The organism is Marinimicrobium sp. ARAG 43.8 (assembly GCF_050113635.1).
Classification (GTDB): Bacteria; Pseudomonadota; Gammaproteobacteria; order Pseudomonadales; family Cellvibrionaceae; genus Marinimicrobium.
On the sequence record NZ_JBNJLT010000014.1, the window covers coordinates 1 to 14121 of the forward strand.

Genomic DNA, 14121 nt, shown 5'->3' on the forward strand with positions numbered 1-14121 from the left:
GCATGGCGGCAAAAAGCGCCACTTCTATGTAGCTGAGCACTACAAGCGGCTTCCCTACAGGCACATTCTTATCAAAGCCTTTGAACCGCTTCCACTTGGCTGCTTTTGGGCAGGTTATCAGCATGATGTACCCTGCCGTTTTTAGGAAGGAAAAAGGCCACGTAACATACAACAGCAACTCTTTCTCCTGAAAATATGGCCGCTTAAACAGAAGCGGGTCAAGCCGGTTTATCAGCGTGTTATGGAGCACTATTCCAATTATTATAGCCACTGGAATCGCTGGAAACGTTAGAAGCACGGCATAAAGCCCAACGGTACTGATTAGCTCAGGTGAAATTTGCATTGACTCAACTTACTTATGTTAGTACATGAGAGAGGCCGGGAGCAGCGGTCCGAGGACGCTTAGCTGGCTCAGGTTTTGAACACAAAGAATCAACCCCAAGCGCTCCCACGAGATCTACCGATCTGCCGCTGGTAGTGTAAACATGCTTCAACCCCTTCCCCGCAGCAAAGCTTGTAGCGGCAACCCCGGTCGCGACAACCAAAGACGCGATCCAGCCCGGAGGCGTGGCAAGAAAGACGATTGCAGCAGTCGCTCCGGCTGCTGCAACGCCCCCCCCAAATATTGCGCCCATGGTTTCGACAAAAACGTCGCTCTTCTTAAGCGGGGCCGTCTATAGATTCATTAAGTGGTAAAGGTTACAAGAAGGCCAGCAGTTATTAATATAACCGCGGCCAAACAAATCAGTGCCAATAAGACCAGCTCGATGTAACAGCTTAGAACGATCCCTCTACCAATCGGGAGTGGCCTGTCCACTCCCTTGAACCTTTTGCATTTGGCCAGCTTTGGCCAAGTAACCAGCAGAATATACATCAACGCCTTAATCATGCTAAATGGCCAAACGCTGAACACCGGAAGCTCTTTCTTATGAAAGTAGGGTTCTTTGAATAAAATGGGATCCAATCTCACAAGTAAAATATAGTGCAGCGCAAACCCTAGAACCATAAACAGGGGGAGAATCGGTATCATCACCCATATGCAGTACACCGCAACATTGCCTATTACCTCAGTCATTATCCACTCTCTTGTAGCTCTTGTAGCCCCTTAACCCAGTTGAGGTTTCACCTTATTGCCAGACCAATCGGTGACACTTTTACCAGTTTTGGTTGGTTGACTTTGACACAAACCTCTTCAACTCCAGTTGCGCCAACAAAATCCACGGAGTTCCCCGCAGCATTATACGCACTGCGCGCCAATCGGCCCGTGGCAAAACTTGCCGCTGCAACGCCCGCTGAAACCAATAGAGACACGGCCCAGCCGCCTGGTGTCGACATAAATATCAATGCTAACGTAGCGCCAGCGCCTGCAATTAAACCACCTGCTAATCCACCTGCGACTTCAACGAAAATCTGATTCTTTTTGCTATTTGAGCCTGCATTCGCTATCTCTCGACAAGCCATACCAAGAGAGATCGCAGTAAGCGCAATCCCCCCAGCCGACGCCAATTTGGCTGACCGCACCAACTTGCTCGCCTGTTGCTTTAACGGAGCAACAGGCTCCACTCCCGCCTTTCGGCTAATCCGAAGCACTTCAGACAGATCGGACGTTCCATTGAGCAACCATTGGGTAGGGCCGAGCTTTTGACTCAGCTGAGTGACCAACTTACGACGACGATAATCGTACTGACCTTTGGTGAGATCACCGCCTTTATAGCTCTCGTAATTCTCCACCATTTCTCTCAGCAACGGCGCATTCTGTTTAAACGTCCGGTCCAGCGCTGCCAGCTTTGCACCACTCCCACCCATGATCAATGGTGTCAGCAACGAAGTCACCTCCCTCTCAGCCGGAGAGGCGCTGGTCCAATGATCATTCAGCATGATAAACCAATCGTCCGAGGCGCTGAAATGGTGTGGAAAGCCCTTGGGGGCGGCGCAATACTGCTGCGGCACTTCCAGCTTTAACAGTTGGTCAGCGTAGAGGGTACTGGCATTTTTGGCGGAGCGGTTGGTGGCCACAATATGCTGAATCAGCTCTTGCTGTTTCTGGGGACTCACCGGACCATAGTAACGTTTGATGATCGCGCTCAACGTATCGCCAGGGCGTATACGGTGGACGATGGTATCGGTTCCGGTGGGAATAGCGGAATGGTTCATGAAGTCTCCTTGTCGGACTGTCCCTACGACGTTGATCCGTCGCCAAACTAGCAAATGCCAGAGCCACAGGCAAGCCATTTTGGCTGGAGAAAAGATACTGAGTTAATCGGTTCCAAAAGCGTGAAAGACTTCACGCTTTTGGACTCTAAATCAGCCCGATGAACAATGGGTCATATTGGTTTCTTTCATTGAGTTTTTGCACCCACTAAGGCGAACAACGCTCCCTGGGGATCGACGCCTTTGAGCATAAAGTCCCCTCCGGGAATTTCGTGCGGTTCCAGTAAAACCTTTCCTCCGTTGTCAGCAATGGCCTTGCAGGCGGTGTCGATATCGGCACAGCGGAAGTAATACTGCCACATCGGTATCGGCATGTTTTCCGGTTTGGGCATGATGGCGCCGATCACCCCGTTGTGGCGAATAAATTCGTAGGCACCCATGGGGCCCATGTCCATCTCGCCATCCTTGGTCCAGCCAAACGCTTTAAAGTAAAAGGCTTTGGCGGCTTCAGGGTCGGTGGTAATCAGTTCATTCCAGGCACAATGCCCCACGCGGGGTTTATCGAAAGCAAAAGCCAGGCTGACTTCATCGCTGCTGCCTTTCATGACATAAAAGGGGATACCTTGCGGATCGGTGACCATGGCCAATCGTCCGACGCTGGGAATGTCGGTCGGGGGCATTTGCACACTGCCGCCCACCCCCACGATGTTGGCCACTGCCTGGTCAACTTCGTCCACGGCGATATAACCCAACCACACTGGCTTGGCACCCTCTTGGCACATATCCTCGGTCAGTTGCATCAGGCCGGCAACATCATGCTTCTCCCCTGAGTTTTCGTCCCGAATGCTGAGAATGCGGTAGTCCATACCGGGATGGCCGCTGTCGGTGGCCTGCCACCCCAGGATGGCGCGATAAAAGGCGAGCGCGGCCTCGCTGTCGGTGGTGAGCAGTTCGTACCAGATAAATTCGCCGGGCTGGTTCGGCATGGTTGCCTCCTAGGGATCAAACGATGAGCGGTATTACTGCTTAGTCGATGCCCGAGAGGCGATTTCGACAGGTGGGGGTCATTGGGACATGCGTTAGAGGCTCGGTCGACAACAGATGTTTTTTCAGGAATGAAATCGCGCATGTGCGGGTGTCCAAAAGTCTGTGCCATGACGGAACAACGATGCCCCCAAATTCAATGGTTTCTACTAAAATGCGAGTTAGCTTGTAGATATGCTGGGAAGTTCCCTAAGGGGAACTTTCACAGCACCTGCCAGTCCGTGAAGATCCGACCATCACGCAACGTGTTTTATGGATCAAGATCTGCCGGCACAGGATTTTTGCCCTCTGCACCTGGCCTCCATGGCCCAGGCAGGCACGTTGAACGAGGAGAAACCGTCGAGCCAAGGTGTCGGCAAAGCCCTGTGGTTAACTTTACTGGCCTCCCTGCTGGCACACGCCACTCTGCTGACACTATGGACGCCCCAGCCAGCCGGTGTAAAGGCAGTATCTCCCGATCAGAACCTGCGCATCACTCTCAATACCACCATGACTGAACCTGCAATAGCAGAAACCGTGCCGGAGCCTCCAACGGTGGAGGAGCCCATCACACCAGAGCCGACCCCACCACCTGACAATACAGCAGCCGCCGAGGAGATTATCTCGGATAAACCCCGGATTGATATTCACGCTCTGGATATCGCTCCGCATCATCCGCCCACCACCACCGAATCAGGCTCCGGCAATGTGTTTCACCCGGGCCTCAGGAGCCGGATCAGAGGCGCCCGCACACGGAGCGAGCGCCTGCACGACACCGGAAAGCGCGACCTCCGCAGCTGGCAGGACGCCTCCGGCAAAACCTGGGTAGACCTCGGCGATGGCACCTGTATGCGTAGCGCTGGTGTCACGGGGGGAACCGCTAAAGGCTGGGAATTACCCACCCGTTGCAAAGAGCAATTAACCGAAGGTGAGAGTATGCTGCGCTCGATGCAAAGAACACTGGATCGCCACTAGCCGTGAGGGAGGGAACTAGCCTCATTGCGACCACCCTCAGACTATGATGTAATACATTGTAGTCAGTCACTGTGAGGGTACCGCTATGGGGGTTACTACCGTTCGTCTTCAGGCCGAAGTAGAAGAGCATCTGGAGGCCATCGCCGAGATGCTCCATCGCAGCAAGGGTTGGGTGATTAATCAGGCGCTATCGGAGTACATCGAAAGGCAAAAGCTTGAGCAAGAGCGTTGGAACCAGACGCTAGAGGCAATGGAGTCGGCCGTTCAAGGCAAGGTGGTTGATGCGAACGAGGTTCATAGTTGGCTCAATAGCTGGGGAACCGAAAACGAAAAGGATGCACCGAGGTCAGATAAGTGAAACTGGTTTACACGGATGACGCCATTGAAGACTTGAAACGGCTCAGGGAGTTCATCGCCTCCCACGCCCCTTCAGCGGCTAGTAGGATCGCCTCTGAGCTGACGGAGAAAATCAGCTTACTACCCGACTTCCCCCTGATGGGAACGCCGGTTGAAATGGCCCCGTCCCCTGATTCCATCCGCGACATGGTTTTTAACAAGTATCTCGTCCGGTATTCAGTGCACCCAAACGCCGTTATCATACTTCGCGTGTGGCACCAGCTTGAAGGTGAAAGGTCGTAACCCAGGCCATAGAAAACAACCAAGGGGGTAAAGGGGGTATCGTGTTTTCACTAAGGCGTAAAGGCGATTATCGCTTGCAGTTTACCCGAGCCCTGAAGCGGCCAGGGAAGTACCGGGTTGAACTCTATCTTTTTACGCCTTATGAGGGGCGGTTCTCAGAGTGGACGCTGTCTGAACAGCAGTTCTTTTTCAAGGCGCTGGAACATCGCTTTCGCCTTCTGGGGCACCCCGACAGTAACCGGGCGGGAAAATCCGGCAGCTCGTTCACTTTGCTCTCACCACACTATGAAATTCAATATGGGTCCTGGCTGTTTCAATACCGGGCGTCCATCGATCACCTGCGCCAGCAGATTCTGAATGCAGAGTTGGCGAACGAACCGGTAAAGCGCGCGCTGCGGTTGATTCAGAATTTTGCGCAGCGGCTACGAAAGTCCAGCCCGACGCAAGATAGCCATCATCGCTACTTTCGACTGGTGGATATTTATTTTTCCTGGCACGCCGAGCAGTTCCTGCTCGAGTGTATGGCGATGGAGGGGTTTTCGGAGCTGGATGATGATCTGAAGCAATCGATCCGGGAGTTTCTGGAGCGGGAGTACCGATACCGGCGCGAGATGAAGTACGAGCCGGATTTCCGTGGCAACCCGACCCGCCTGTGGAACCGCATGAGTCTGTACCTGAGGTTGCTGGAGTTCCCGGTCGTGCTGCGCTCGAAAGTGAGCGAATTGGGCTCCGGAACAAGAAAGGTTGTCAAAGCCATGACGACGATGCTGGTTATGTCGTTGTTTACGTACTTCTTGTTCAATACCCGCGCCAACAGTCAGCAGCTGTCCCTGGCGCTGCTGCTTGCTATTGCGATGACTTATGCGCTCCGTGATCTGCTGCGCGATGACATGATAGCGCGTCTCACCGGCTGGTTGCGCAAAGGACGACCGCGCTGGAAGGTGCGCTTGCTGATGCCCTACACCAATAAGCTGCTTGCGTTGCAAAATGTGTGGCTGGACTATCGCAAGCGGCCCGATTTGCCGCAGGCGATTTTTGACCGGTCCAGCACCTGGGCGGCCAGTGAAGAGCGCCAGATTATCTGTTTCCGTTCCATGTTAAACCTGGATAAAGCCGCGCTGGTGGAGAATCAGATTCAAGAACGCCTTAGCCTGGACTGCGAAGAACTCTGCGCCTTGATTCAAGCAACCCGGAACCAGGTATTTACCTGGGCCGACAAGAACGATCCGTTCTCTGCCATTGAAGCCCACCCCATTGATAAGCAGCACGATTACGACCTGTTACTGGTCAACACTGAAATCAGCCAGGGCTACTCGTCAGCCCAACGGTGGCGTCTTCGTCTTGGAACGTCTGGCATCGTCAAATGCGAAACCAAGAATATCGATTGGCCTACCCCTGAGGAGCAGGGGAGCAAAACGTTTCTGGAGAGGGTTAGCCATCGTTTTCGGAAGCGTTGACCTGAGCCGAAGCGTTACGCCGGGTTGTATGCGACGGACAATGGTGTCGGTTTCGGCGGAAGTCGCAAACCCCATGAAAATGATATTGATTCGCATCATCAATAATGATATAAAGCCTCCCTATTCCTGTTAAGCCCACTTCCGCCTGCCCTGTCAGGTTTGAATTCTGGAGATATCATGACGATGCCATCCCGAAGCGCTCTGGCACTTGCGGTGGCCACCGCTATGGCCAGTGGTGCCGCCCTCGCCCAATCCGCCACCGGCATTGAGACGGTCACCGTGTACGGTGAGCCCGGTAAAACCGAGGCGGCCACCAAGCTGAATTTGTCGATCTTTGAAACGCCACAAATGGTGTCGGTGATGTCCCGGGACCAGATTGATGATTTCTCCCTGAACGAGGTGAACGCCCTGCTGAACTACGTGCCGGGTGTGACGGTGGAGCAGGTGGAAACGGACCGCACTTATTACACCGCCCGAGGTTTCGATGTCGTCAACTTCCAGTATGACGGGGTGGGCGTGCCGTTTTCTTATGGATTGACCCAGGGGCATGATGACACGGCAATTTACGAACAGGTGGAGGTGGTAAAAGGCGCGACCGGTCTGACCACAGGGCTGGCCAACCCTTCGGCGACCATCAATTATGTGCGTAAACGCCCGACCGAGGAGTCGCAGGCGTCGGTGTCCGCCTCGGCAGGCCGTTGGAACCATTACCGGTTGGACGGGGATGTGTCTGGGCCGATTCTGGGCGATACGCTCAAGGGTCGACTGGTGGTCGCCCGCCAGGATGGCGACTCTTACCTCGACCGTTACGCCAAGGAGTTGACCGTGTTCTACGGGGTGCTCAGCGGCGATATCACGGACAGCACCCGGTTTACGCTCGGACACAGCGTCAATGACAGCCACACCGACGGCAGCTCGTCCGGCGCCCTGCCCCTGTTTTACAGCGATGGCTCGTTGACGGATTACGACGCCGCCACCAATACCAGCCCGGACTGGGCTTATCAGGACGTACAGCAGGAACGTACCTTTGCGGAGCTGGAGCACGATCTGAGCGACAACTGGATGGCGAAAGCCATTCTGACGCGCAATGTGCAGGATAAAGAGTGGGAGAACTTTTACCTCTCCGGCGCACCGGACCCGACGACCGAGGCCGGCCTGGTGGGCGTGGCCAGTTACTACGAAGCCCAGGATGAGGAGAACGTCGCGGACCTGTTTGTGAGCGGAAGCTTTTCGCTCTGGGGCCGGGAGCACGATTTAGTAGCGGGTATTAATTTGGCGGATATCAAGTTAACCGCCCGCTCGGTGTACGCCAGCGAATGGAACGGTTACGACGATCCAGTGGGCGGTGATTGGGCGCTGGGCAACACGCCGCGCCCGGTGTTTGATATCGATGATCCCGCCAATTCGTCCACCGACATTGACCAGACGCAGAACGCGTATTACCTGTCCTCACGATTGAACCTCAGTGATTCAGTGTCGGTGTTGCTGGGTGGGCGTTATGTGGATCTGGACCAGGACGGTATCAGCTACGGTGCGCCGCAGGGTGTGTCCGATACCGAAACCGTGCCTTATGTGGGCGTCACCTATGAAGTGCTGGACGGCACGATGCTCTATGCCAGCTACAGCGAAGTATTCAAACAGCAAACCTGGGTGGATGCCGATCTGGCACCGCTGGGGCCGGTGCACGGCGAGAGCACGGAGGCCGGCGTAAAGCAGACGTTGTTCGACGGTAACGCCGTACTGACGGTGGCCGTGTTTCAGTCGACCCAGGATAACTTTGGGGAGTGGGTCACGCGCGACATCAACACCGGGTTGAATATTTATCGCGGCGTGTCGTTCGACAGTGAAGGCTTTGAGATCGAGCTGACCGGCGAGCTCGCACCCGGTCTGAACCTGAGTGCAGGTTATACCCAGGTCGAAGTAGAAGATGAAAACGGCAACGACACTCGCCGGTTTATTCCCACTCAGCAGTTCAAACTGGCGCTCGCGTATCAGGTGCCCGCGCTACCGGGCCTTCGTGTGGGTTCGGGGCTGAACTGGCAGAACGAAATGTATTACGCGGACAGCGAAGTGCAAGACGGTTACGCCTTGGTGGACCTGTTCGCTCAGTACACGCTCACCACGAACCTGAGCGTTGCGCTCAACATCCACAATGTGGGCGATGAGAAATACCGGTTGAGTCCGCAGTGGGGCCAGGCCAACTTTGGCGCATCACGCAATGCCACAGCCTCCATCACCTGGCGGTTTTAATCTGTGCTTCGATGCGACTAATGAATCCACACTATTCATAAAAGGTTAGGGCCATGCGCCATTATTTTACCTGGCTTCACCGCTACATGGGTTTGACCATCGCGGGCTTTCTGGTGGTGACCGGACTGACCGGGGCCATTATTTCCTGGGACCACGAACTGGACGAATGGCTCAACCCGCATTTGCTGGAAGCCAATACTCAAGGGACACCGCAAAGCGCAACGGCCCTTGCCGCCGAAGTGGAACGTCAGTTTCCACAGGTGCAGGTCACCTATTACGAACTGGCTCCCGAGTCCGGCCACACCCATTACTACTGGGTGGAGCCCAGAGTAAACCCGGACACCGGCCAACTCTACAAACCGGGCTTCAATCAAGTGTACGTGGACCCCGTTTCCGGCGAGATACAGGGCACACGCGAATGGGGTGCAGTCTGGCCCATCAGCCGTGAGAACTTTGTCTCCTTTTTGTACAAACTGCATTTCAGCCTGCACATCCCCGAATTCTGGGGCATCGACCACTGGGGATTGTGGCTGCTCGGTGTGATCGCGCTGATCTGGACCTTTGACTGTTTCGTGGGCTTTTATCTCACCTTGCCCCGGCGCAAACGACGCACCAAAAACAGCGACACACCGGGTGAGACAAAAGCGACCGGCTTCTGGCAGCGCTGGAAACCAGCCTGGAAAATCCGCACTCAAAGCGGCCCCACCAAACTCAATTTTGACTTGCATCGCGCCTTCGGCCTATGGACCTGGATACTGTTGTTTGTGATTGCCTTTACCGGGTTTTCGCTCAATCTCTATCGCGAAGTGTTTTTCCCGATGATGAGTCTGGTGTCCGACGTCACACCCACCCCTCTTGACGAGCGTGTGCCATCGGGCCATCACAACCCTATCGAACCGGCTTACGGTTTCAGCCGCGCCATTGAACTGAGCGAAGCCGCCGGGCGAGACAAAGGCTGGGACGCGCCTGTTGGCAGCCTCTGGCATGCACGCGAGTTCGGTATGTACCGCGTGGAATTTTTTACGCCCGAGGAAGGTCACGGCGCGGGTGGTGTCGGCCATAAGGCCATTTATCTGGATTCCAAAACCGGAAACGTGCTCGGCGATTGGATTCCCTGGCGAGGCACTGCCGCCGATTTGTTTGTGCAGGCGCAGTTCCCACTGCACTCCGGGCGGATATTGGGCCTGCCGGGACGTATTCTGATTTCACTGATGGGTATCGTGGTGGCCATGCTGAGCATTACCGGGGTAGTCATCTGGTCCAAACGACTGAAGGCCAGGAAATCACGGCGTGTGCGACAGAATGTCGGTGTAACGGGCAGCCCAATGGAGCCAACTGCCAGCGCTTTCGAGAGCCGAGCCTAGGGCCGGCGCTTCACGGGATTCCCCTAACCCGGGGGATCCCGTGAAGCAGTTCAGGAAAATCACCCAATGGTTTTCATAGGGTTTTAGATGACTCTGAACTCATCGGAAAACCGGATTCGTTAAAGAACTCAATCGCCGTAGCGAATTCCTCGTGCTTGACTAAAAACCGCATTCCCGCATCAACGATATAATTCCAGTTCTCCCGGTCAATCAGAGCTTGATACGTTATCAACTCCTGGACACCTTTATAGAACTTATCCATATCCTCTGCCACAGCAGCTCCCATGGAGACAAAAAACAGCATGCACACCCTGTCCATGTCGCTGTACTGGCTTTCAGTCATAACGGCATCGAGAGAACGATAGGCTTTCTCTCTGTCTTCAAGATTACCACTTCTTGCCAGGTCAAAGCTGGTATTGCCAAGCGCCACTACTGAGCTGGGAACCTTGCCATAGCAAGACAGAAGCTTTCTTTCAGAAAAGTTCACGATCTGCGTCAGCGCATGGGCCACCGGTTCGTACTGATCAGCGCTCAACTGATTCACTGTAAATTTTTTGTCGGAAATGATCGAAAATCCTATAGCACGTTGCTCGTCCTCCTTGCTGATACCAATCTGTGAAAAATATTCGCTCATGATATGTCGAGCTTCAACGCTATCTGAAACGACGTACTTGACGCAATCGGTTGCCGACAAATAATGCAGCGCCTTATTATCCTCTATTTGATCAAGGTCCGGGCTCGCCAGCAAGCGCCTCATATCTTCATCACAGAAATCGTACGAATCTTCGTAAGTCGCGCTTACAGAACCAGGATCTGATTGATAGGCTTCATAAAAGCTATCGATCTTCTTATCCGTTCTTACATAATATTCACCCAGGCGCTCTCCTTCCCTACCGAGCCAATACCGAAACTTATCTTCGGAGAAGTATCCGAATTTTCCAGCAATGTAATGTGAGGCTAGCATTTGCTGTACATTTTCCTGCATTTCAACAGAGGTGTAGGGGTTTTCCACAATATTGATCAGTGCTTGTTCCGCTATCTTTAGAGCTTCAGGATTATCTCTCAACTCAATATTCTTCTTATACACCCCAAATTGATCCGTCAAAGTGGGCGCGGTGGCGCAGGACACTAAAGCCATGAAAGCAGTAGCAATCCAGAGAACCCGCAGGAACGTAAATCTCATAAACGGCCCAACCTTTTTAGTTAAATTAAACCTAGGAGCAAGAGGGATACCGCGTCAACTCGTCTTCAGTAAGGCTTCGAAAGTTATTCCCGCTTTTCTCTCTGACGATTGCATTGCACCCCCCTGATGCCAGTAAAAAAAGAACGTTATACACTGCCCCGACGTTCGGCGTAAAGCCGAGCATCAGGCCGCAATAATGTGCCGATTTATAACCGTATCCGGTCACACCTTCTACGAAAAACACAAACTCTTTGCTGGCGGGGACCTGAATCGTTTTCTGATAATTTATGCCCAACGCTTTGTCTAAGGTGGTTTTTTCCTGAGTGTCACCCGGAGTATCGGCGGGCCAGACTGAGCCCACCTTGAGCACTTTGTGTGCTCCCCAAATGGAGCGGTAGTACCCACCACCGCCGGGCGCAAAACACCGATCAGTTACCGGGGTGTAAATATCCGTTCCTTTAACTTCAGTTTTGAATGAAACCGGAACGTGACCAGATTCGGGATGATTCGGGTAGGAGGCAACGCAGCCACAAAGCAGCGCTGAAAGAATGGCCAGTATGAATTTCACGGCAGCTTCACTCCAACGTTATTATGTTATTTTCAGGCACTGCTGAAATCTGGCTCACTCACAATGAATAGCGATGAGACAAAAAGGGAAAACATATACAACGAAAAACTAAAACCTGTCAATCATTATTTGAGAAAAGTAAACATCCGGACTCGAAGAACCCAGGCCGTCGGCACTGCGGGTGTAGCTGATCAGCGCGCCACCGGGCAGGCGGCGCTTGATTTCCAGCCGGCCGTCCGGGTGTGTGATGCGCTCCACACTGCCCAGGTAGCGGGTGAGGGTGGTGGCCCGAGGAGTCACCCACCATGCTGCCGTTGGCGTCGTACCAATAGCTCAGACCGTCACTGGTTTCGCACAGCGCCTGGGGGCCCGCGCCCTGCTGGCACTCGGTACCATAGCGGTAGTCGCCCACATCGGACTTGCTTTTGATGTTGCCCCAGGCGTCGTAGTCGAGGGTGATCGGTAAAACCCAGTGCCCCGGCAGATATACTGCCGGGGCTTTAAATAAATGAGTCTCCTTTTCTTTCAGTTAAGCTGCCGGGGCCTTACTCACTCTTCGAGAGAATCTTTTGACAGCTGAAAAAGTAAAACGCCTCGACCCTCACATACGTCATCAGGAACGTCAAATTTGTATTTTCTCAAAGCGTATATCGCAGCGCGATTTAACACTCTATCAGGATTCGACTCCAGAACCTGAATAGACTCGGCATCTCCCTCTTCAGAAATATCAAATCTCAATAAGGCGCATAGGGATGTTACCCCTCCCCTGAACAAATCATGCGCATTCTGCAAAACATCCGTGATGTTAGCACTATGCATGATCAGGCTTTTTGTACGCTCAATTTCATCCATGTATTTTAATGCCTCGCACTCTCCGCCCCATGCTCTTGCGGATATCACCTGAAAAACCAGTAGCAATACCAATCCAATAGTTCTCATACTACGCCTCCGCTTAACAAACATCGCCTGGCTCATAGTAAGAGCATCTTAAGGGCATACCCCTAAACTTCCTGTACACATTTTCATAATTTCTCGTTACGAATACTTCTTCTTGACGAACACTCATTCCATGCACCGGGCCGACAATGTGGCCGACCTCGTGCGCCATCAAACTACCTAACGTGTGCGGAATTCCAGGAGGGTCTATAGCCAACCAGCCTTGTACATCTGTAGTATAGAAAATCACACTTTCAATCACCTGAAAGGATGACTCCAAGTCTGCGCTCAAAGCAACTTTTATCTTACTTCCAGTCGTCTCAACATGACGCGCAACATCCTTACCAACAGGAGATTTCAGCACCCCCTCCAAAGCCTCCCTTACCTCACCGGTAAATTCACTTTCCCTTAGTGGCCCACCTGGGCGATCCTCTTCTGTGTAATGATCAAAGTAATCTTCCACATCACCTATGGCGCCCGGCTGCATTGCTCTAGCTGTTTGCGACAACGCCCACGTAAACGCCGCAGTAGCCGCCCCATTTGCAAACTTACCCCCCGTCGCCTCCGACATCGACCCTGCAATTACACTGGAGGCCAGCAAGCGGACGCCAGAGTTTTCTATGCCCTGAACATACCCGGGTGTTACCGCACCCGCATACGCGCTGACAAAACCATGCCCAAACTTGCCTCCCCGGAGCACGGTGGTAATGCCTCCTGTAACACCAAAGACGAACGCCTCGCCTCCACTGAAGCCACCCGCCGCAAAATCCTGACCCAGGCTGGCCATCACATAGGTACTGAACGCGGCAATGGCGATATCAAACGCATCGCCACCGTAGTAGACCGTCGTCGCCGCCGCCAAAGCCGCACCACACGGAACACAGTAGGCGGTGACAATGCCCTGAATGACGGGCTTCAGAATGTTGCCCCTGAAACGGGTCCAGGCTGAGAAACCGCTGGGGTCGGTCGCATTGAGCGGGTTGTTGTGTACGTAACTATAGCGGTTATAGCCCTGCGTGTCTGTCACGCCATCGATCAGCGGGTCCGCCTGCAAGAACCGCCCCAACCTCGGATCATAAATCCGACCATTCATATGGATCAAACCCACCTCGTCCAGCATCTCGTGCCCGGTGAAGCCGCGCTGGGTAATACCGGTAATGTCGGGGTCGAAATCCCGCAACGCCTGCTCCACCAATGCTTCCCAGTCCAGTGCATTGCGCCGCTGGCCCCAGGCATCGAAGCTCATCTGTCCGACCAGCTGACCCAGGTCGTTGCTGATGGTGTCGATGGAGCCCAGGTGATCCCTGTGCAGGTAGTGGGTGGTTTTACCCGCCGGCTGGCCGTCGGCACTGCGGGTGTAGCTGACCAGCGCGCCACCGGGCAGGCGACGCTTGATCTCCAACCGACCGCCCGGGTGGGTGATGCGCTCCACATTGCCCAGGTAGCGGGTGAGGGTGGTGGCACCCTGCTCGCTCTCGTCCGTGCGCAGGTAGCGAGACCGGCTCGGACTGTAGGCAAAACGGGTGGTGTGACCGCCTTTGCTGATTTTAGTGGGCTTGTCGAAGCTGCTGTACT

General features: G+C 53.9%; 14 protein-coding genes. 6 read left to right on the forward strand and 8 right to left on the reverse strand.

The window, feature by feature from the left end; all coding sequences use genetic code 11:
• The 3 genes from ACQCLF_RS15605 to ACQCLF_RS15615 form a co-directional block, all read right to left on the reverse strand.
• A partial coding sequence (locus ACQCLF_RS15605; protein ID WP_426988954.1) for a hypothetical protein occupies nt 1-343 on the reverse strand: 343 nt, incomplete at its 3' end.
• 779 nt (nt 344-1122) lie between these two features.
• Nucleotides 1123-2154, reverse strand: coding sequence for a LysM peptidoglycan-binding domain-containing protein (locus tag ACQCLF_RS15610; protein ID WP_426988955.1), 1032 nt, complete (start codon nt 2152-2154; stop codon nt 1123-1125).
• Nucleotides 2155-2339: 185 nt separating this feature from the next.
• Complete coding sequence (locus ACQCLF_RS15615; protein ID WP_426988957.1) at nt 2340-3137, reverse strand: VOC family protein; 798 nt, start codon at nt 3135-3137, stop codon at nt 2340-2342.
• Nucleotides 3138-3447: 310 nt separating this feature from the next.
• Here ACQCLF_RS15615 and ACQCLF_RS15620 point away from each other — a divergent pair, with 310 nt between their 5' ends.
• From ACQCLF_RS15620 to ACQCLF_RS15645, 6 genes are all read left to right on the forward strand, one after another.
• Nucleotides 3448-4149: a hypothetical protein gene (locus ACQCLF_RS15620; protein WP_426988959.1), complete on the forward strand. Its 702-nt coding sequence runs from the start codon at nt 3448-3450 to the stop codon at nt 4147-4149.
• Between the two features lie 85 nt (nt 4150-4234).
• Nucleotides 4235-4507 carry a CopG family ribbon-helix-helix protein gene (locus ACQCLF_RS15625; protein WP_426988961.1) on the forward strand — a complete coding sequence of 91 codons (273 nt, stop codon included), beginning with the start codon at nt 4235-4237 and terminating at the stop codon, nt 4505-4507.
• Complete coding sequence (locus ACQCLF_RS15630; protein ID WP_426988963.1) at nt 4504-4788, forward strand: type II toxin-antitoxin system RelE/ParE family toxin; 285 nt, start codon at nt 4504-4506, stop codon at nt 4786-4788. Before ACQCLF_RS15625 ends, ACQCLF_RS15630 begins: the two co-directional genes overlap by 4 nt.
• A 41-nt stretch (nt 4789-4829) precedes the next feature.
• The gene (locus tag ACQCLF_RS15635) at nt 4830-6245 is read left to right on the forward strand and encodes a hypothetical protein (RefSeq protein WP_426988965.1); all 1416 of its coding nucleotides are present in this window, start codon (nt 4830-4832) and stop codon (nt 6243-6245) included.
• A gap of 177 nt (nt 6246-6422) precedes the next feature.
• A complete protein-coding gene (locus tag ACQCLF_RS15640) occupies nt 6423-8495 on the forward strand; it encodes a TonB-dependent siderophore receptor (protein ID WP_426988967.1) in 2073 nt (690 codons plus the stop codon).
• A 53-nt stretch (nt 8496-8548) separates the two neighbouring features.
• Entirely contained in the window at nt 8549-9859 is a 1311-nt protein-coding gene (locus ACQCLF_RS15645) for a PepSY-associated TM helix domain-containing protein (protein WP_426988969.1), read from the forward strand.
• A gap of 73 nt (nt 9860-9932) precedes the next feature.
• On the opposite strand, the gene ACQCLF_RS15650 is transcribed toward ACQCLF_RS15645, so the two are convergent.
• The 5 genes from ACQCLF_RS15650 to ACQCLF_RS15670 form a co-directional block, all read right to left on the reverse strand.
• Entirely contained in the window at nt 9933-11042 is a 1110-nt protein-coding gene (locus ACQCLF_RS15650) for a hypothetical protein (protein ID WP_426988971.1), read from the reverse strand.
• 31 nt (nt 11043-11073) lie between these two features.
• Complete coding sequence (locus ACQCLF_RS15655) at nt 11074-11610, reverse strand: hypothetical protein (protein ID WP_426988973.1); 537 nt, start codon at nt 11608-11610, stop codon at nt 11074-11076.
• A 108-nt stretch (nt 11611-11718) separates the two neighbouring features.
• On the reverse strand, nt 11719-11910 hold the full coding sequence (locus ACQCLF_RS15660; protein ID WP_426988975.1) for a hypothetical protein: 192 nt from the start codon (nt 11908-11910) through the stop codon (nt 11719-11721).
• Between the two features lie 249 nt (nt 11911-12159).
• Nucleotides 12160-12549 carry an energy transducer TonB family protein gene (locus ACQCLF_RS15665; RefSeq protein ID WP_426988977.1) on the reverse strand — a complete coding sequence of 130 codons (390 nt, stop codon included), beginning with the start codon at nt 12547-12549 and terminating at the stop codon, nt 12160-12162.
• A 13-nt stretch (nt 12550-12562) separates the two neighbouring features.
• On the reverse strand, nt 12563-14121 hold a 1559-nt coding region (locus ACQCLF_RS15670), incomplete at its 5' end, for an RHS repeat-associated core domain-containing protein (protein WP_426988979.1).